15 protein-coding genes are annotated in these 19,613 nt (G+C 65.3%); 12 read left to right on the forward strand and 3 right to left on the reverse strand.

What is annotated here, in order from left to right:
* Positions 1-21: 21 nt before the first annotated feature.
* From aceF to lpdA (ACZYSP_RS16480), 3 genes are read left to right on the forward strand one after another with little or no spacing between them, the layout of a single operon-like run.
* Positions 22-1,674: a dihydrolipoyllysine-residue acetyltransferase gene (aceF, locus tag ACZYSP_RS16470; protein ID WP_093078071.1), complete on the forward strand. Its 1,653-nt coding sequence runs from the start codon at positions 22-24 to the stop codon at positions 1,672-1,674.
* Positions 1,671-2,264: an MFS transporter gene (locus ACZYSP_RS16475; protein WP_093078073.1), complete on the forward strand. Its 594-nt coding sequence runs from the start codon at positions 1,671-1,673 to the stop codon at positions 2,262-2,264. Before aceF ends, ACZYSP_RS16475 begins: the two co-directional genes overlap by 4 nt.
* Positions 2,261-4,078 (forward strand): dihydrolipoyl dehydrogenase, encoded by a 1,818-nt coding sequence (gene lpdA, locus ACZYSP_RS16480; protein ID WP_093078074.1) that lies wholly within the window; start codon positions 2,261-2,263, stop codon positions 4,076-4,078. The genes ACZYSP_RS16475 and lpdA (ACZYSP_RS16480) overlap by 4 nt, the downstream gene beginning before the upstream one ends.
* Positions 4,079-4,163: 85 nt before the next feature.
* Here the strand turns inward: lpdA (ACZYSP_RS16480) and ACZYSP_RS16485 are convergent, their stop codons facing one another.
* The gene (locus ACZYSP_RS16485) at positions 4,164-4,739 is read right to left on the reverse strand and encodes a C40 family peptidase (RefSeq protein ID WP_093052277.1); all 576 of its coding nucleotides are present in this window, start codon (positions 4,737-4,739) and stop codon (positions 4,164-4,166) included.
* Between the two features lie 241 nt (positions 4,740-4,980).
* Between ACZYSP_RS16485 and ACZYSP_RS16490 the strand changes: the two genes are divergently transcribed.
* Complete coding sequence (locus ACZYSP_RS16490; RefSeq protein WP_093078076.1) at positions 4,981-6,111, forward strand: PQQ-dependent sugar dehydrogenase; 1,131 nt, start codon at positions 4,981-4,983, stop codon at positions 6,109-6,111.
* Positions 6,112-6,123: 12 nt separating this feature from the next.
* Here ACZYSP_RS16490 and ACZYSP_RS16495 read toward each other — a convergent pair whose 3' ends face one another.
* Positions 6,124-6,921, reverse strand: coding sequence for an alpha/beta fold hydrolase (locus ACZYSP_RS16495; RefSeq protein ID WP_093078077.1), 798 nt, complete (start codon positions 6,919-6,921; stop codon positions 6,124-6,126).
* A 10-nt stretch (positions 6,922-6,931) separates the two neighbouring features.
* Entirely contained in the window at positions 6,932-8,554 is a 1,623-nt protein-coding gene (locus ACZYSP_RS16500; protein WP_093078079.1) for a 4-hydroxyphenylacetate 3-hydroxylase family protein, read from the reverse strand.
* A gap of 106 nt (positions 8,555-8,660) precedes the next feature.
* Here ACZYSP_RS16500 and ACZYSP_RS16505 point away from each other — a divergent pair, with 106 nt between their 5' ends.
* The 8 genes from ACZYSP_RS16505 to ACZYSP_RS16540 all read left to right on the forward strand — a co-directional run bounded on the left by ACZYSP_RS16505 (position 8,661) and on the right by ACZYSP_RS16540 (position 19,609).
* A complete protein-coding gene (locus ACZYSP_RS16505) occupies positions 8,661-9,332 on the forward strand; it encodes a TetR/AcrR family transcriptional regulator (RefSeq protein WP_093078081.1) in 672 nt (223 codons plus the stop codon).
* Between the two features lie 12 nt (positions 9,333-9,344).
* Positions 9,345-9,947 carry an isochorismatase family protein gene (locus ACZYSP_RS16510; RefSeq protein ID WP_093052261.1) on the forward strand — a complete coding sequence of 201 codons (603 nt, stop codon included), beginning with the start codon at positions 9,345-9,347 and terminating at the stop codon, positions 9,945-9,947.
* 121 nt (positions 9,948-10,068) lie between these two features.
* Complete coding sequence (locus ACZYSP_RS16515) at positions 10,069-12,006, forward strand: propionate--CoA ligase (RefSeq protein ID WP_256216848.1); 1,938 nt, start codon at positions 10,069-10,071, stop codon at positions 12,004-12,006.
* 179 nt (positions 12,007-12,185) lie between these two features.
* Positions 12,186-15,062: a 2-oxoglutarate dehydrogenase E1 component gene (locus ACZYSP_RS16520; RefSeq protein WP_093052255.1), complete on the forward strand. Its 2,877-nt coding sequence runs from the start codon at positions 12,186-12,188 to the stop codon at positions 15,060-15,062.
* Between the two features lie 54 nt (positions 15,063-15,116).
* Entirely contained in the window at positions 15,117-16,388 is a 1,272-nt protein-coding gene (gene odhB, locus ACZYSP_RS16525; protein WP_093078084.1) for a 2-oxoglutarate dehydrogenase complex dihydrolipoyllysine-residue succinyltransferase, read from the forward strand.
* 14 nt (positions 16,389-16,402) lie between these two features.
* Positions 16,403-17,833, forward strand: coding sequence for a dihydrolipoyl dehydrogenase (gene lpdA, locus ACZYSP_RS16530; protein WP_093052249.1), 1,431 nt, complete (start codon positions 16,403-16,405; stop codon positions 17,831-17,833).
* Between the two features lie 16 nt (positions 17,834-17,849).
* Entirely contained in the window at positions 17,850-18,950 is a 1,101-nt protein-coding gene (gene zapE, locus ACZYSP_RS16535; protein WP_097199423.1) for a cell division protein ZapE, read from the forward strand.
* Positions 18,947-19,609, forward strand: a complete 663-nt coding sequence (locus tag ACZYSP_RS16540; protein WP_093052244.1) for a hypothetical protein — start codon at positions 18,947-18,949, stop codon at positions 19,607-19,609. Before zapE ends, ACZYSP_RS16540 begins: the two co-directional genes overlap by 4 nt.
* Positions 19,610-19,613 lie beyond the last annotated feature (4 nt).

Here is a 19,613-nt window from a genome sequence, read left to right on the forward strand (position 1 = left end):
CTTACGGCGGGAGACAACGATATGGCAGCAGTGGAAGTGAAGGTGCCGGACATCGGCGATTTCGATGAAGTCGCGGTGATCGAGGTGCTCGTGAAGGTGGGCGACACGGTCAAGGCCGAACAGTCGCTCATCACGGTCGAATCGGACAAGGCGTCGATGGAAATCCCGTCGTCCACGGCCGGTGTGGTCAAGGAACTGAAGGTCGAAGTCGGCAGCAAGGTGAAGGAGGGCTCGGTGGTGCTCGTGCTCGAGGCCGAGGGAGCGGGTGCTGCTGCAGCGCCGGCCCCTGCGCCTGCAGCGGCCCCCGCAGCCGCCGCGCCTGCGCCGGCCGCCGCAGCTCCTGCTGCCGCCCCGGCAGCCTCGGGCCCGGTCGAGATCAAGGTGCCGGACATCGGCGATTTCAAGGACGTCGCCGTCATTGAAGTGCTTGTGAAGCCGGGCGACGCGATCAAGGTCGAACAGTCGCTGATCACGGTGGAGTCGGACAAGGCCTCGATGGAGATTCCGTCGTCGGCTGCCGGCGTGCTCAAGGAACTCAAGGTCAAGGTGGGCGACACGGTCAACATCGGTGACCTGATTGCCGTGCTCGAAGGTGCTGCGGGTGCTGCAGCCCCGGCGCCTGCGCAGGCTGCGGCTGCCGCACCGGCAACCGCAACCGCCAGCGCGCCCGCACCAGCCGCCGCATCGGCGACTGCTGCAGCCGCTCCGGCCCACCAGCCGACGGTCGCGCCCAGCGCCAGCCTGCCGCACGCCTCGCCCTCGGTGCGCAAGTTCGCCCGCGAACTCGGCGTGCCGCTCGAAGAGGTCAAGGGTTCCGGTCCCAAGGGCCGCATCACGCAGGAAGACGTCCAGAGCTTCACCAAGGCCGTGATGAGCGGCCAGGCCAGCACCAAGGCCTCGGCGGCCAAGGCGCCGGCAGGTGGCGGTGCCGACGGCGCGGCGCTGGGCCTGATCCCGTGGCCGAAGGTCGACTTCACCAAGTTCGGCGCGGTCGAGCGCAAGGACCTGTCGCGCATCAAGAAGCTCAGCGGCGCGAACCTGCACCGCAACTGGGTGATGATTCCGCACGTCACCAACAACGACGAAGCCGACATCACCGAGCTCGAAGCCTTCCGCGTTTCCACCAACAAGGAGAACGAGAAGTCGGGCGTCAAGGTCACGATGCTGGCCTTCGTGATCAAGGCGGTGGTTTCGGCACTGAAGAAGTTTCCCGACTTCAACGCCAGCCTCGACGGCGACCAGCTGGTCTACAAGCAGTACTTCCACATCGGCTTCGCGGCCGACACGCCCAACGGGCTCGTGGTGCCGGTGCTGAAAGATGCCGACAAGAAGGGCATCCTGCAGATCAGCGCCGAGATGGGCGAACTCGCCAAGAAGGCGCGCGACGGCAAGCTCGGCTCGGCCGACATGCAGGGCGGCTGCTTCTCGATCAGCTCGCTCGGCGGCATCGGCGGTACGCACTTCACGCCCATCATCAACGCTCCTGAAGTGGCCATCCTCGGCCTCTCCAAGGGCCAGATGAAGCCGGTGTGGGACGGCAAGCAGTTCGTGCCGCGTCTCACGCTGCCGCTGTCGCTGTCGTACGACCACCGCGTGATCGACGGCGCCCTGGCTGCGCGTTTCAACGCCTACCTGGGCCAGGTGCTCGCGGACTACCGTCGAATCCTGCTATGACCACCGTAGTGGCCGTCCGCAAAGGCGGCCAGGTCACGATGGCAGCCGATTCTCTGGTGACCTTCGGCGACACGCGGCTTTCGCACCGCGCCGAGGCGAACCAGAAGATCTTCACCGTCGAGGACGCGGCGGGGCAGAGCCTGTTCGCCGTGGCCGGCGCCGCCGCGCACTTCCTGGTGCTGCAGCACGCGCTGGCCGCGCAGGAGCGCGAGAAACTGCTGTTCGGCAGCAAGCACGAGATCTTCCGCACCTTCACGATGTTGCATCCGGTGCTGAAGGACACGTTCTTCATGCAGACCAAGGAAGACGAGCACGAGCCCTACGAGTCGAGCCAGTTCACGATGCTGATGGCCAACCAGAGCGGCATCTACGGCATCTACAGCTACCGCGAGGTGTTCGAGTTCAAGGAGTTCTGGGCCATAGGCTCGGGACGCAGCTTCGCACTCGGCGCCATGCACGCGGCCTATGACATCAAGTCGCGCAGCTCGCGCGACGTGGCGGAGGCAGGCATTGCCGCCGCCTGCGAATTCGATCGCAATTCGGCCCCACCGGTCGACGTTCTCACACTCAAACTGAAAGTGTCCAAATGAGCGAACAACAAATCAAGGTGCCCGATATCGGCGACTTCGACGAAGTCGCGGTGATCGAGGTGCTGGTCAATGTCGGAGACACGGTCAAGGCCGAACAGTCGCTGATCACGGTCGAATCGGACAAGGCCTCGATGGAGATTCCGTCGTCCGCTGCCGGCGTGGTGAAGGCGCTGGCCGTGAAGGTGGGCGACAAGGTCAAGGAAGGCTCGGTCGTGCTGACGCTGGAGGTGAGCGGCGCCGCGGCGCCCGCTCCCGCAGCGGCGGCGCCTGCGCCAGCGGCTGCAGCCCCGGCACCGAAGGCGGCTGCGCCGGCTCCGGTATCGGCACCCGTGGCATCCACCTACGGCGGCAAGGTCGACGTCGAGTGCGACGTGATCGTGCTCGGCGCAGGCCCTGGTGGCTATTCGGCCGCTTTCCGCGCGGCCGACCTCGGCTTGAAGGTGGTGCTGATCGAGCGCTACGCCACTCTCGGCGGCGTGTGCCTGAACGTCGGTTGCATCCCGTCGAAGGCGCTGCTGCACGTGGCTTCCGTCATGGACGAGGTCAAGCACTTCGCCGATCTCGGTGTGAGCTTTGCCGCGCCCACGGTCGACCGCGCCAAGCTGCTCGGCCACAAGAACAAGGTGGTGGGCAAGCTCACCGGCGGCCTCACGGCCATGGCCAAGATGCGCAAGGTGACGGTGCTGCGCGGCGTCGGCAACTTCATCGACCCGTACCACATCGAGGTCGAGGAAACCTCCGGCACCAGTTGGGACACCACGGGCAGCAAGCAGACCGTCAAGTTCCGCAACGCGATCATTGCGGCCGGCTCGCAGTCGGTGAGCCTGCCCTTCATGCCGAAGGACCCGCGCGTGGTCGACTCGACCGGCGCGCTCGAGATGGGCACCGACCCCAAGCGCATGCTGGTGCTGGGCGGCGGCATCATCGGCCTCGAAATGGGCACGGTGTATTCCACGCTGGGGGCGCGCCTGGACGTGGTCGAAATGCTCGACGGCCTCATGCAGGGCGCCGACCGCGACCTCGTGAAGGTCTGGCAGAAGATGAACGCGCCGCGCTTCGACAACATCATGCTCAAGACCAAGACGGTCGGCGCCGAGGCCACGAAGGAGGGCATCAAGGTCACCTTCGAGGGCGAGCAGGCGCCGAAGGAGCCGCAGGTGTACGACCTGGTGCTGCAGGCCGTGGGCCGCAGCCCCAACGGCAAGAAGATCGGTGCCGAGAAGGCCGGCGTGGCCGTGAGCGACCGCGGCTTCATTCCGGTCGACATCCAGATGCGTACCAACGTGCCCCACATCTTCGCCATCGGCGACATCGTGGGTCAGCCCATGCTGGCGCACAAGGCGGTACATGAGGCGCATGTGGCGGCCGAAGTCATCGCTGGCGAGCAGAAGGGCGACAAGGAGCTTTCCAGCGCCGCCTTCAACGCCCGCGTGATCCCGAGCGTGGCCTACACCGACCCCGAGGTGGCGTGGGTGGGCCTCACCGAAGACCAGGCGAAGGCCGAAGGCATCAAGGTCAAGAAGGGCCACTTCCCGTGGACTGCTTCGGGCCGCGCCATCGCCAACGGCCGTGACGAAGGCTTCACCAAGCTGCTGTTCGATGCCGAGACGCATCGCATCCTTGGCGGCGGCATCGTCGGCACGCATGCCGGCGACATGATCGGAGAGATCGCGCTGGCCATCGAGATGGGCGCGGACGAGATCGACATCGGCAAGACCATCCACCCGCATCCGACGCTTGGCGAAAGCATTGGCATGGCGGCGGAAGTGGCGCACGGTACCTGTACCGATCTGCCGCCTGCGAAGAAGAGCTGACAAGACAGAAGGGCGCTGCTGATCGAGCGCCCATGAAAAATCCCGCCGAGGCGGGATTTTTTTCGTTCTGAATTCGGAGGGAGGCTCAGTTGCCGGTATTGGCGACGGCCGCAGCCTTCACTTCATCCGTCGGGCCGCCGAGCACGCGGCGGGCGCCGTCGAAGCGGCGTTGCCAGTAGCTGCCGTTCATGTCTTCCACGCGAACCTGGGCGCCGGAGCGGGGCGAGTGGATGAACTTGCCTTCACCGACATAGATGCCGACATGGCTGAAGGCGCGGCGCATGGTGTTGAAGAACACGAGGTCACCGGGCTTGAGCTGGCTGGCATCGATCTTCTCGGTGGCGGCGGCTTGCTCTTCGGCGCGGCGCGGGAGCATGTGGCCGACCGTCTGGTTGTACATGGCACGGACGAAGCCGCTGCAATCGAAACCCGATTCGGCGGTGTTGCCGCCGCGGCGATAGGGGACGCCCAAGAAACCGATGGCGGTCACCACCAGGTCGGAGGTGCGCTCCGTGACGGTTTGGCGAACCTGCTTGAGCTGCCCGATGATGCCCTTGTCGGCGAGCATTCGTGCCAACTCGTCATCGGTTTTTTCCTGTTGGGGGGCCGCATGGACAGCGACGGCAAATAGGAGGGACGCGGGTAGGACGAAAAAACGCATGGCGCGTAGGATATTGATGACGCGCGGTTATGTCAATTTAATCAGAATTAGCGAATGCATCTGTAAGTCATTGATTTACATGAAAAATTTTGATCCGGCCGAAGAAAAAATGTAACGGTGAACGTTTATTGCCCATAAGTGGTTGACCGCGAATGGGCCCTCGGACTTCGGGTGAACAGGCGGTCGGGCTGGATTCGGTCGCTATTTCTCGCCAAGATCGCCGAAACTACCCGGAAAAGTCATGAACTTGCAGATCCAGCCGTCCTTTTCTCTTGTTTGCCGCTTTGCAGCGGTTGCCGCGCTGGGTTTTTGTGTCAATGCGATGGCGCAGATGCGCCCCGAAACGGTGGCTACGGGCCTGGAAAACCCTTGGGGCGTCGCCTTTCTGCCGGGCGGTCGATTCGTGGTGACGGAGCGGCCGGGCCGTCTGCGACTGATCGGTGCCGACGGGAAAATCGGCGCACCCATCGCAGGTTTGCCTCCCATCGCGGCGGGCGGCCAAGGCGGTTTGCTCGACGTGCTGGCTGACTCGGGCTTCGAGAAAAACCGCACGCTGTACTTTTGCTTCTCCGAACCCGATGCGGGCGGCTCAGCCAACAGCACGGCGCTGGCCCGCGCCAATCTGTCGGCCGACGGCACGAAGCTCGAAGACCTGAAGATCATCTTCAGCCAGCAGCCCAAGGTGGCGAGCCGCAATCATTTCGGCTGCCGCATCGTCGAGGCGCGCGACGGCACGCTGTTCCTCACGCTCGGTGACCGTTTCAGCCGCAAGGAAGATGCGCAGAAGCTCGACAACCACCTTGGCAAGATCGTGCGCATCGGCAAGGACGGCGCGGTGCCTAAGGACAACCCCTTCGTTGGCGAGGCGGGTGCATTGCCAGAGATCTGGAGCTACGGCCACCGCAACGGGCAGGGCGCCACGCTCGCGCCCGACGGCCGCCTCTGGATGACCGAGCACGGCCCGCAAGGCGGCGACGAAATCAATATCCCGCAGGCCGGCCGCAACTACGGCTGGCCCGTGATCACCTACGGCGAGAACTACGGCGGCGGCAAGATCGGCGACGGCATCACCGCCAAAGACGGCATGGAGCAGCCGCTGCACTACTGGGTGCCGTCGATCGCACCGTCCGGCATGGCGTTTCTGACCAGCGACCGATATGGCGCGGGCTGGAAGGGCAATCTGTTCGTGGGTTCGCTCAAGTTCGGCTACCTCGACCGCATCGAATTGAAGGGCGGCAAGGTAGTGGCCGAGCACAAGCTGCTGGCCGAGGGCCGTGCCCGCATCCGCGACGTGAAGCAGGGGCCCGACGGATTGCTCTACGTGCTGACCGACGAGGCGGATGGCAAGCTGCTGCGCCTGCGGCCGAATTGAAGCGCGGCGCCGTCAGCTGGGGCAACCGGGCAGCGGCAGGGTCGGCAGCATGCGGCGCCAGAGGCGAGTCCATTCGGGCCAGTCGTGGCCGCCCTCGGTCGTGAATGCGCGTTCGGCCGGCAGCACTTCCGCAAGCAAGCGGTTGCTGAAGGCAAAGCGGTCGTCGACGCCATAGCCGAGATAGAGCGGCGGCCGGGCGCCCGCCGTGTTCGTGAATCCCGCATAGCCGCGCAGCCATTGCCAGAGCTGTGTTTCGTTGGGCGTGCGGGGCGGGCGCTCGGCCGGATCGACAAGCGGTCCGTTCCACTTGGCAAGGCCGCCGGCATTGGCGATATCGGTGCCAAGCGTGCGCTCGCCGAGGTAGGGCGCGAGCGTCACCAGCCCCGCGAGTTCGCCCGGGTGCGTCTGCGCATAGAGCATTCCGCCGAAGCCGCCGAGGGAAATTCCGACGAACCAGATGTGCTTGTAGCCGTGGTTGCGCGCCGGCGCCATCACGTCGGCGCTCAAGCGATCGAGGATGGTCTTGTTGTTGTAGTAGCCGAGATGCGCGTCGACCAGCATCACGTCCGCCGCGATGCGGTTGTCGCGGACGGCGCGGACGAAGCCTTCGCGCTCGAACTCGTTGGGCGTCGAGTACGCGCCGGGAAGCATCACCAGCAGCGTGTCGACATCGCTGCGCGCACAGCTGCTTTTTTCGAGCGAGGTCGCCATCGGCACCGTGGCCTTGCGCACGCCGCCGCAGGCCACGACGAGCAGCGCGGCACCCACGCCCAGCGCTGCGAGGCACAGCCGCTTCGAGAAGATCTTCATCCGCCTGAGTCTAGGCGCGCCGCGATGCCGGCAGATCGACCATCACGGGTTGCCCGGGCGTGGTGCAGCCGGTGTCGCAGCATTTGCCGGGCTGGCGGTTGCGGGTGATGGCACGGCCCGGGTCGTGCGGCGCGGCGGCGGGCGAGCCGTCGGCCGCGATGCCGCGTTCGAGGATGCGTTCGACCAACTCGACCTTGGAGCCGACAGGGTAGTTGCGCCAGATTTCCTGCTTCATCGCTGCGGGCGAACCGCCGCCGTGCAGGCTGATCACGCTGTACCAGCCGCCCTGGTAGCCAGCCGTCAGGTCTTCGATGAAGCGGGCTGTTTCGATGCGCTGCTCGTAGGGAATGGCCGGGTTGGCCCGCAGCACGTCCGAAAGGCGGGCGGCGGTCTCGGGGTTGTGATCCTCGTCGGGGCCGGGGAGGGTGACGATCAGGCCGCCGCTCACGTAGTGTGCGATGCGGTGCATGTCGTAGATCTTCGTGGCCAGCAGCAGCTTGCCGATGTTGCTGAATACCGGGTCGGGCATGAAGACGTCGCAGTGCTCGTCGGCCTTGCCGTAGACGCTGGCCGCCACGCCGCAGGCGAAGAAACTCTCGGTGATGGTGATGAGCTCGACCATCTGCTCGCGCAGGTGGCTTTCCTTGCCCGGGTCGAAGCCGTTGGCCTCGCACATCAGTGCGCCGGCGCCGATCAGCAGGTCGCCGAAGCCGGCGCGGGCGCCGATGCAGCTGTGGCGGTGGTGCGTGGCGTAGCTGTAGGTCAGGTGGCCGGAGTGCTCCCATTCGCCGGCGTAGAACACGCGCTCCCACGGCACGAAGACCCTGTCGAACATGCACACGCCGGTGCTTTGGCCGTACTTGCGGCTGAAAAGCGCATCGCCGTGCTCGAGCTTTTCACCGGGCCGGCCGGCTGGCCGGGCGACGATGGTGAGGCCGGGCGCGTCCAGCGGCACGGCGCAGCAGACGGCGAAATCTGCGTCTTCCTTGCCCATGTTGCGGCAGGGCATGACCAACAGTTCGTGCACATAGGGCGCGCCGGTCACGATGGCCTTGGTGCCCGAGATGACGATGCCGCGTGCGTTGCGCTCCACCACGTGCAGGTAGCTGTCGACGTTGGCCTGCTCGTGCGGCCGGCGGCTGCGGTCGCCCTTGGCGTCGGTCATGGCAACGCCCAGCGTCAGGTCCTGGTCCTGCACGCGGTGCAGGTAGTCGTGGAAGCGGGCGGTGTGCTCGGTGCTGCCGCGGGCGTCGTCGATGCGGGCCGACACCTGGGCGATGGCATTGAGCGCATCGTGCGTCAGGTAGCGCTGGGCGCAGCCCGTTTCCTGGCAGACCAGCCGCACGGCCTCGAGCTTGTTGAGCAGGTCACTGGAGCCCGTGTTGATGTGGGACAGCCGGTTGACCCGCTTGCCGCTGGTGTGCTGCACGGCGGTCATCAGCGGCGCGTATTCCTTCTTCAGGGCGTAGTCGTAGGTGAGGGCGATGGCATTGATGCCGGGCTGGAAGGCCGGTTCGTCGGCCACGCTGTCGACGCGGCGGCCGTCGACGAAGACGTTGGGGGTGTAGCGGCGCAGCGACTCGCGGTAGTCGGTGCCGGACATGAGGGTGGCGCTGGGGAGCGGGGCGTTCATCGTGCTTGTCTCCTGGGTTTTGGCTCAAATTTAAACATCGTTCAATTTTTCAATCAACGATTAAAAAATTGGAGCTGTGATCAATTCAAGGGCTATAGTCCCGCCCATGCACGCCAAGCTCCAACGCCGCCAGGCGCTCACCGACGCCCGCCGCACGCTCGTGCTCGACGCCGCTCGCGCGGTCTTCCTGGAGGCCGGCATCGAAGGTGCGAGCATTCGCGAAATTGCCCGCAAGGCCGGCTACACGCCGGGCGCGATCTATTCGTACTTCGAGAGCAAGGAGGCGATCTACGCGGCCTTGCTCGGCGAGTCGATACAGCGCTTGCAGGCGGCCGTGGCCGATGCCCCCGTGGCGCCGGACAGCCCCGCCCAGACGCTCGCCGCCAAGGCCCAGGCGTGGTTCGACTTCTATGCCGCGAACCCGCGCGAGCTCGACCTGGGCTTCTATCTGGTGCAGGGCATGCGCCCGCGCGGCCTGACCAGCGAGCTCGATCACGAACTGAATGACCATCTCTACCAGGCCTTGCGCCCGTGCGAAGAAGCGCTGCAGGCGATGGGGCTCGATGCGGACAACGCCCTGCGGGAAAATACTTCGCTGTTCGCGCACGGCGTCGGCCTGCTGCTGATGCAGCACACCGGGCGCATCCGCATGTTCAGGCAGTCGGCCGATGCGCTGTTCAAAGCCTACGTGGCGCAACTCGTGCAACGCGTCGATGGCGGCCCGCGCCAAGCCGGTCTTTTCGGTGGTACGGTTCAGCCCAATTCAACCGATACCTGAAAGAAACTGTTCATGCTGCTCGACGCCTCGCAATCCCAACTCGTTCTGGTCGACTACCAGGCGCGGCTGATGCCGGCGATCTTCGAGGGGGAGGCGGTCGCGCAGAACGCAGTGCGGCTCGGCAAGATGGCGCGGCTGTTCCAGGTGCCGGTGTTCGGCACCGAGCACAACCCATCCAGCCTGGGCGAGAACCTGCCCGACATCCGCGCGCTGTGCCAGCGCACCCTGTCGAAGATGCACTTCAGCGGCGTGGAGGAAGGCCTCGGAGAGTGGCTGCGCGTGCCGGCCAAGGCGCCGCAGGGCAATGCACGCAGCCTGCCCAAGCATCTGCAGAAGCCCGCTGCCGCGGCCGAGGAGCGCAACAGCATCGTGATCGCCGGCTGCGAAGCCCATGTCTGCCTGCTGCAGACCGCGCTCGACCTGCTGGAAGACGAATTTGAAGTCTGGGTCGTTACTGATGCCTGCAGTTCGCGCACCGAGCGCAACCGTGACGCCGCCTTCGACCGGCTGGCCGGCGCCGGTGCTGAGCTCGTGACGACCGAGATGGTCGGCTTCGAGTGGCTGCGTACGGCGGAGCACCCCGCATTTCCTGAACTGCTTTCGCTCGTCCGGTAATCGGACCGCAGGCCCTGCAGCCTGCGCGGCAGGGCTCGGCCGGATTGTTCCGGCCGTCAGCTTGCTGCAAGATCGGTCTCCATAATTATGAATTCAGTTTTGGCGCTGCCGCCGGAACGGAATAAATAACAGGAGACAAATCAAGATGAGCCGCTACGAAGAGTTCTATCGCCAATCCGTCGATGCGCCCGAGGCCTTCTGGGCCGAGCAGGCGAAGCTGATCGACTGGCAGGCGCCCGCGCAACAGATCCTCGACGCCAGCCAGCCGCCGTTCGCGCGCTGGTTCGTGGGCGGCACGACCAATCTTTGCCACAACGCCATCGACCGTCATCTGGCGGCACGAGGCGACCAGCCCGCGCTGATCTTCGTTTCCACCGAAACCGGCGTCGAGAAGAGCTACAGCTTTACTGAGCTGCACGCCGAGGTGCAGCGCACTGCCGCCAGCCTTGTCGAGCTGGGTGTGGGCAAGGGCGACCGCGTGCTCATCTACATGCCGATGATTCCGGAAGCCGCCTTTGCCATGCTGGCCTGCGCGCGCATCGGCGCGATCCACTGCGTGGTGTTCGGCGGCTTCGCGAGCGGCTCGCTGGCCACGCGCATCGAAGACGCCGAGCCCAAGGTGATCGTGAGCGCCGATGCCGGCTCGCGCGGCGGCAAGGTCATCGCATACAAGCCGCTGCTCGACGACGCGATCCGGCTGTCGAGGCACAAGCCTTCGGCGGTGCTGCTGACCGACCGCGGTCTCGCGCCGATGGAACTGACGGCGGGTCGTGACCATCTCGCCGCCGAACTGCGGCAGAAGCACATCGATGCCAAGGTGCCTTGCACGTGGCTCGCCTCGACCGACATCAGCTACACCATCTACACGAGCGGCACGACCGGCAAGCCCAAGGGCGTGCAGCGCGACGTGGGCGGCTATGCGGTCGCGCTGGCTGCGAGCATGAAGCACATCTTCGATGGCCGGCCCGGGGAAACCTACTTCTCCACCAGCGACATCGGCTGGGTGGTGGGCCATAGCTACATCGTCTACGGCCCGCTGATCGCCGGCATGGCGACCATCATGTACGAAGGCCTGCCGACGCAGGGCATCGAACGGCAGCCCGATGGCGGCATCTGGTGGCGCCTTGTCGAGAAGTACAAGGTCACGGTGATGTTCAGCGCGCCCACGGCCGTGCGCGTGCTCAAGAAGCAGGATCCGGCACTGCTGAAAAAATACGACCTGTCGACACTGCGCGCGCTGTTCCTGGCCGGCGAGCCGCTCGACGAGCCGACCGCCCGCTGGATCAGCGAGGGCCTGGGCGTGCCGATCATCGACAACTACTGGCAGACCGAATCGGGCTGGCCGATGATCACGATCGCCAACGGGGTGGAGGCCAAGGCCAGCAAGTTCGGCAGCCCGGGCGTGCCGATGTACGGCTACAGCATCAAGATCCTGCACGAGTCGACGGGCGAAGAGCTGACCGGCGCGAACGAGAAGGGCGTGGTCGTGGTCGAGGGGCCGACCCCGCCGGGCTTCATGCAGACCGTGTGGAAGGACGACGCGCGCTTCGTCAATACGTACTGGAAAAGCGTGCCCGGCAAGATGGTTTATTCGACCTTCGATTGGGGCATTCGCGACGAGGATGGCTATTTCTACATCCTCGGGCGCACCGACGACGTGATCAACGTGGCGGGCCATCGCCTTGGCACGCGCGAGATCGAGGAAAGCATTTCGGGCCATTCCAACGTGGCCGAAGTGGCGGTGGTCGGCGTGGCCGATGCCCTGAAGGGGCAGGTCGCGATGGCCTTCGTGGTCCCCAGGGACGGCAAGGCCGTGATTGACGCCGACGTGGCACTCAAGCTCGAAGGCGAGATCATGAAAGTAGTCGCCGACCAGCTCGGCGCCCTGGCGCGGCCGGCCCGCGTGCGCTTCGTCAGCGGCCTGCCCAAGACCCGCAGCGGCAAGTTGCTGCGCCGCGCCATCCAGGCCGTGTGCGAGCAGCGCGACCCCGGCGACCTGACCACCATCGACGACCCCGCCACGCTGCAGCAGATCAAACAGTTACTTTCTTCGGGCTGAGTGAGCAGGGCAGGGGGTTGCGAAGCCCCGTTGAACCGTCATATGGTTGACGTGGCACAATGCCAAGGTACTCAGGCCCTTCCCCAGCCACAGTCGCATCCGCCAATCGGTTCAGCCGTGTCGCGGAAGGTTTCTTAACCAGCTAGTGCTTCCTTCAGGGAAGCGAAGGTCAGCGGATCATGAGCGATTCATCGACGCCATCGGCGTATACCGCCTATCAAGGCAACACGTACCTCTTCGGCGGCAATGCGCCCTATGTCGAGGAGATGTACGAGAACTACCTCTCCAACCCCGGCAGCGTGCCTGACAACTGGCGTTCGTATTTCGACGCGTTGCAGAACGTTCCCGCCGCCGACGGCACCAACACCCGCGATGTCCCGCACCTGCCGGTCATCAACGCTTTCGCCGAACGCGCGAAGCAGGGCACGACCAAGGTCGTGCAGGCCAGCGGCGCCGATTCCGAACTCGGCCGCAAGCGCACTTCCGTCCAGCAGCTGATTGCCGCCTACCGCAACGTCGGCGCCCGCTGGGCCGACCTCGACCCGCTCAAGCGCGCCGAGCGTCCCGCCATTCCGGAACTCGAGCCCTCGTTCTACGGCTTCACCGACGCCGACCTCGAGACGGTGTTCAACACCAGCAACACCTTCTTCGGCAAGGAGACCATGTCGCTGCGCGACCTGCTCAACGCCTTGCGCGAAACGTACTGCGGCACGATGGGCGCCGAGTACATGTACACCACCGACCAGAACCACAAGCGCTGGTGGCAGCAGCGGCTCGAAAGCGCCCGCACCAACCCCAAGCTGAGCGCCGAGCAGAAGAAGCATGTGCTCAACCGCCTGACCGCGGCAGAAGGCCTCGAGCGCTTCCTGCACACCAAGTACGTCGGCCAGAAGCGCTTCTCGCTCGAAGGCGGCGAGAGCTTCATCGTCGCCATGGACGAGCTGATCAACCAGGCCGGCGTCAAGGGCGTGCAGGAAATCGTGATCGGCATGGCCCACCGCGGCCGCCTGAACGTGCTGGTCAACTCGCTCGGCAAGATGCCGGCCGACCTGTTCGCCGAGTTCGACCACACCGCCCCCGAAGACCTGCCCAGCGGCGACGTCAAGTACCACCAGGGCTTCAGCTCGGACGTGACCACCCCCGGCGGCCCGGTGCACCTGAGCCTCGCGTTCAACCCCTCGCACCTTGAAATCGTGAACCCCGTGGTCGAAGGCTCGGTGCGCGCCCGCATGGACCGCCGCGGCGACCCGCTGGGCAAGCAGGTGCTGCCCGTGATCGTGCACGGCGACGCCGCCTTCGCAGGCCAGGGCGTCGTGATGGAAACGCTGGCGCTGGCCGAAACCCGTGGCTACTCCACCGGCGGCACGGTGCACATCGTCATCAACAACCAGATCGGCTTCACCACCAGCGACCCGCGCGACAGCCGCTCGACGCTGTACTGCTCGGACATCGTCAAGATGATCGAAGCGCCGGTGCTGCACGTGAACGGCGACGATCCCGAAGCCGTGGTGCTCGCCACCCAGATCGCGCTCGACTTCCGCATGGAGTTCCAGAAGGACGTGGTCGTCGACATCATCTGCTTCCGCAAGCTGGGCCACAACGAGCAGGACACCCCCTCGCTCACGCAGCCGCTGATGTACAAGAAGATCGCCCAGCACCCCGGCACGCGCAAGCTGTACGCCGACAAGCTGGCCGCTCAAGGCCTGGGCGACACGCTCGGCGACGACATGGTCAAGGCGCAGCGCGCCGCCTTCGACGAAGGCAAGAACACCGTCGACCCCGTCCTCACCAACTTCAAGAGCAAGTACGCCGTCGACTGGAGCCCGTACCTCAACAAGAAGTGGACCGACGCCGGCGATACCGCCATCCCGTCCACCGAATGGAAGCGCCTGGCCGAGAAGATCACCACCGTGCCGCAAGGCTTCACGGTGCATCCGCTCGTGAAGAAGGTGCTGGACGACCGCGCAGCCATGGGCCGCGGCGACGTCAACGTCGACTGGGGCATGGGCGAGCACATGGCCTTCGCCTCGCTGGTGGCCAGCGGCTACCCGGTGCGCCTGTCGGGTGAAGACTCGGGCCGCGGCACGTTCACGCACCGCCACGCCGTGCTGCACGACCAGAACCGCGAGAAGTTCGACACCGGCACCTACACGCCGCTGCAGAACGTGGCCGACAACCAGGCTCCGTTCGTCGTGATCGACTCGATCCTGTCGGAAGAAGCCGTGCTCGCGTTCGAATACGGCTACGCCTCGAACGACCCGAACACGCTCGTCATCTGGGAAGCCCAGTTCGGCGACTTCGTGAACGGCGCGCAAGTGGTGATCGACCAGTTCATCGCCTCGGGCGAAGTGAAGTGGGGCCGCGTCAACGGCATCACGATGATGCTGCCGCACGGCTACGAAGGCCAGGGCCCCGAGCACAGCTCGGCACGCCTGGAGCGCTTCATGCAACTGAGCGCCGACACCAACATGCAGGTGGTGCAGCCGACCACGGCCAGCCAGATCTTCCACGTGTTGCGCCGCCAGATGGTGCGCAACCTGCGCAAGCCGCTGATCATCATGACGCCGAAGTCGCTGTTGCGTAACAAGGACGCGACCTCGCCGCTGTCCGAGTTCACCAAGGGCAGCTTCCAGACCGTCATTCCCGACAGCAAGGGCCTGAAGGCCGAGAAGGTCAAGCGCCTGATCGCCTGCTCGGGCAAGGTGTACTACGACCTGGCCAAGAAGCGCGAAGAACGTGGCGACGAAGACGTGGCGATCATCCGCGTCGAGCAGCTCTATCCGTTCCCGCACAAGGCTTTCGCCGCCGAGATCAAGAAGTACCCCAACCTCGTCGACGTGGTCTGGTGCCAGGACGAGCCGCAGAACCAGGGCGCCTGGTTCTTCGTGCAGCACTACATCCACGAAAACATGCAGGACGGCCAGAAGCTCGGCTACTCCGGCCGTGCCGCTTCGGCATCGCCGGCGGTGGGCTACTCGCACCTGCACCAGGAACAGCAGAAGGCGCTCGTCGATGGCGCGTTTGGCAAGCTCAAGGGCTTCGTGCTGACCAAGTAAAACCAGTTTCCTTTCACACGAATACCCTGAAGAACAAAACGGAGCTCACTCCAAATGTCTATCGTAGAAGTCAAAGTCCCCCAGCTTTCCGAATCCGTGGCCGAAGCCACCATGCTCACGTGGAAGAAGAAGGCCGGCGAAGCCGTCGCCGTCGATGAAATCCTGATCGAGATCGAGACCGACAAGGTCGTGCTCGAAGTGCCCGCCCCTTCGGCTGGCGTGCTGGCTGAAATCGTGCAGCCCGATGGCGCCACCGTGGTGGCCGATCAGCTGATCGCCAAGATCGACACCGAAGGCAAGGCTTCGGCTGGCGCCCCGGCGGCAGCGCCCGCAGCAGCAGCTCCGGCTGCCGCTACGCCTGCCCCGGCAGCAGCTGCTGCCGCCACCGGCGGTTCGAAGTCCGACGTGGCCATGCCCGCCGCAGCCAAGCTGCTGGCCGACAACAACCTGAAGACCAGCGACGTTGCCGGCACCGGCAAGGACGGCCGCGTCACCAAGGGCGACGTGCTCGGCGCGGTTGCCTCGGGCGCCAAGCCTGCCGCGGCTGCCGCCACCATCGCGGCACCGGCCGCCAAGCCGGCTCTGCCGCAAGTTGCTGCACCGACTGGCGCGCCCGACCTGGGCGAGCGTCCGGAACAGCGCGTGCCGATGAGCCGCCTGCGCGCCCGCATCGCCGAGCGCCTGCTGCAATCGCAGTCGACCAACGCCATCTTGACCACGTTCAACGAAGTCAACATGGCGCCCGTCATGGAGCTGCGCAAGCGCTTCCAGGACAACTTCACCAAGGAACACGGCGTGAAGCTCGGCTTCATGAGCTTCTTCGTGAAGGCCGCTGTGCATGCGCTGAAGAAGTACCCGGTGATCAACGCCTCGGTCGACGGCAACGACATCCTGTACCACGGCTACTTCGACATCGGCATTGCCGTCGGTTCGCCGCGCGGCCTGGTGGTGCCGATCCTGCGCAACGCCGACCAGATGAGCTTTGCCGACATCGAGAAGAAGATCGCCGAGTTCGGCAAGAAGGCGCAAGACGGCAAGCTGGGCATCGAAGACATGACCGGTGGCACGTTCTCCATCTCGAACGGCGGCACCTTCGGCTCGATGCTCTCGACCCCGATCATCAACCCGCCCCAGTCGGCCATCCTCGGCGTGCACGCCACCAAGGACCGCGCCGTGGTTGAAAACGGCCAGATCGTGATCCGTCCGATGAACTACCTCGCCATGAGCTATGACCACCGCATCATCGACGGCCGCGAAGCCGTGCTGGGCCTGGTTGCCATGAAGGAAGCGCTGGAAGACCCGTCGCGCCTGCTGTTCGACATCTGAGGAGAAAGAACCAGATGGCAAACAAGCAATTCGACGTCGTCGTCATCGGCGGCGGCCCCGGCGGCTACATCGCGGCCATTCGCGCCGCGCAACTCGGCTTCAACGTGGCCTGCATCGACGAGTGGAAGAACGGCAAGGGCGGCCCCGCACCGGGCGGCACCTGCACCAACGTCGGCTGCATCCCATCGAAGGCGCTGCTGCAATCGTCGGAGCATTTCGACCAGGCCGGCCATCACTTTGCCGACCACGGTATCAAGGTCGAAGGCCTGGGCCTCGACCTCGACAAGATGCTGGCCCGCAAGGACCAGGTCGTGAAGCAGAACAACGACGGCATCCTGTACCTGTTCAAGAAGAACAAGATCACGTTCTTCCATGGCCGTGGCTCGTTCGTGAAGACCGACGAAGCCGGCTATGAGATCAAGGTGGCGGGCGCCGCCGAAGAGTCGATCAGCGGCAAGCACATCATCGTGGCCACGGGCTCCAACGCCCGCGCACTGCCCGGTGCGCCGTTCGACGAGGAGAACATCCTCTCGAACGACGGCGCGCTGCGCATCGGCGCGGTGCCGAAGAAGCTGGGCCTGATCGGCTCGGGCGTCATCGGCCTCGAAATGGGTTCGGTGTGGCGTCGCCTCGGCGCGGAAGTCACGGTGCTCGAAGCACTGCCGACCTTCCTGGGCGCGGTGGACGAGCAGATCGCCAAGGAAGCCAAGAAGGCCTTCGACAAGCAGAAGCTCAAGATCGAACTCGGCGTGAAGGTCGGCGAGATCAAGTCGTCGAAGAAGGGCGTGAGCGTTGCGTGGACCAATGCCAAGGGCGAAGCCCAGACGCTGGAAGTCGACAAGCTGATCGTGTCGATCGGCCGCGTGCCCAACACCATCGGCCTGAACGCCGAAGCCGTGGGCCTGAAGCTCGACGAGCGCGGCGCCATTGCCGTGGACGACGAGTGCAAGACGAGCCTGCCCAACGTCTGGGCCATCGGCGACGTGGTGCGCGGCCCGATGCTGGCGCACAAGGCCGAGGAAGAGGGCGTTGCCGTTGCGGAGCGCATTGCGGGCCAGCACGGTCACGTCAACTTCAACACGATCCCGTGGGTGATCTACACCAACCCCGAGATCGCGTGGGTCGGCCAGACCGAGCAGCAGCTCAAGGCCGCGGGCCGCGCCTACAAGGCCGGCACCTTCCCGTTCCTCGCGAACGGCCGCGCGCGCGCGCTGGGCGACACGACCGGCATGGTCAAGTTCCTGGCCGATGCTGCCACCGACGAGATCCTGGGCGTGCACATCGTGGGCCCGCAGGCCAGCGAGCTGATCTCCGAAGCCGTCGTGGCGATGGAGTTCAAGGCCAGCGCCGAAGACATCGCGCGCATCTGCCACGCTCACCCGTCGCTGTCGGAAGCAACGAAGGAAGCGGCACTCGCCGTGGACAAGCGCACGCTGAACTTCTGATCTCGCGATCTTTCTTTTGACCAGCGTCAAACAGGCCTATGAGGCGGAACTCGCAGCGCGCGGGTTCCACAGCGATCCAGCGCAACTGCACGCCGTGGAGGCGCTGGATCGCTGCGCCAACGAATGGGCCGAGTACAAGGCCCAGCGCTCGAATGCGCTGAAGAAGTTCATCAACCGGCCGGAGCTTCCGCGCGGCGTCTACATGTACGGTGGCGTCGGGCGGGGCAAGAGCTTCCTGATGGACCTGTTCTTCAACGCTGTGCCGCTGCGGCGCAAGACGCGCCTGCACTTTCACGAGTTCATGCGCGAGGTGCACCGCGAACTGCGCGAGTTGCAGGGCACGGTCAATCCGCTCGACGAGCTTGGGCTGCGCATTTCCAAGCGCTACAAGCTGATCTGCTTCGACGAGTTCCATGTGGCGGACATCACTGACGCGATGATTCTTCATCGGCTGCTGGTGTCGCTGTTCGAGAACGGCGTGGGTTTCGTCACCACCTCGAATTTCAAGCCGGACGATCTGTATCCCGGTGGCTTGCACCGCGACCGCATCCTGCCGGCCATTGCACTGCTGAACGAAAAGCTCGAAGTGCTGAGCGTCGACAACGGCACCGACTACCGGCGCCGCACGCTCGAACAACTGCGCATGTACCTCACGCCCAACGATGCAGCGGCCGAGAAGGAAATGCGCAAGGCCTTCGACAAGCTGGCCGAGACGGCCGACGAAAACCCGGTGCTGCACATCGAGCAGCGCGAGATCCGTGCGCGGCGCAAGGCTGGCGGCGTGGTCTGGTTCGATTTCAAGACGCTATGCGGTGGTCCGCGTTCGCAGAACGACTATCTCGAAATCGCGAGCCAGTTCCACACGGTGCTGCTGTCCGATGTGCCGCACATGCCGGTGCGCATGGCTTCGGAAGCACGCCGTTTCACTTGGCTGGTCGACGTCTTGTACGACCGGCGCTGCAAGCTCATCATGTCGGCTGAGGTTCCGCCCGAGGCGTTGTACACCGAGGGGCCGCTGTCGCACGAGTTTCCGCGCACGGTTTCCCGGCTCACCGAAATGCAATCGAGCGAGTTTCTCGCCCTGGAACGCCGCATCGTCGACACCCGACTCACATGAAAAAATTCGCTCTTGCCCTGCTCATGACGTTGGCCAGCCTGCCGCTGTGGGCGCAGTCCAACGCCGCCGCGGGCAATGCCGACCTCGAGGGCGAAAAGCGCCGGCTTTCCACCGAGCGCGAGGCCATCGAGAAGCGCTTCGTCGAAGAGCGGGCTGCCTGCTACAAGAAGTTCGCGGTGGAAGACTGCCTGCGCGAGAGCCGCAGCCGTCGCCGCACGGAAACCGACAACATCAAGCGGCAGGAAACCGCGATCAACGACATCCTGCGCCAGCGCAGCGGCGCGGCCGAGTTGCAGAAGCTCGACCAGAAGGCTGGCACCCAGCGCCCGCAGGACTCTCGCGAGAAGCAGGAACAGTCGATCCAGGGCCAGAAGGAGCGCGAGCAGCGCGCTGCCGACCACGCGACCAGCCGCGCGGCTACAGCGGCCGAGGCGGCCGAGCGCGAGCGCCAGTTCCAGTCCAAGCAGCAGGCGCATGCCGACGAGCAGGCCAAGGCGGCCCAGCGTCAGGCCGAGGCGCCCACGGCCGCCAAGCGTTTCGAGGACAAGCAGAAACGCGCCGAAGAGCATAGGGCCAGCCGCGAGCGGCAGAACGCCAACCGCAGCAAGCCGCGCGGGGCACCACTGCCGGCGCCGGCAGCTTCGTCGCCCACGCCCTGACCGG

The organism is Variovorax sp. F042, assembly GCF_057814215.1.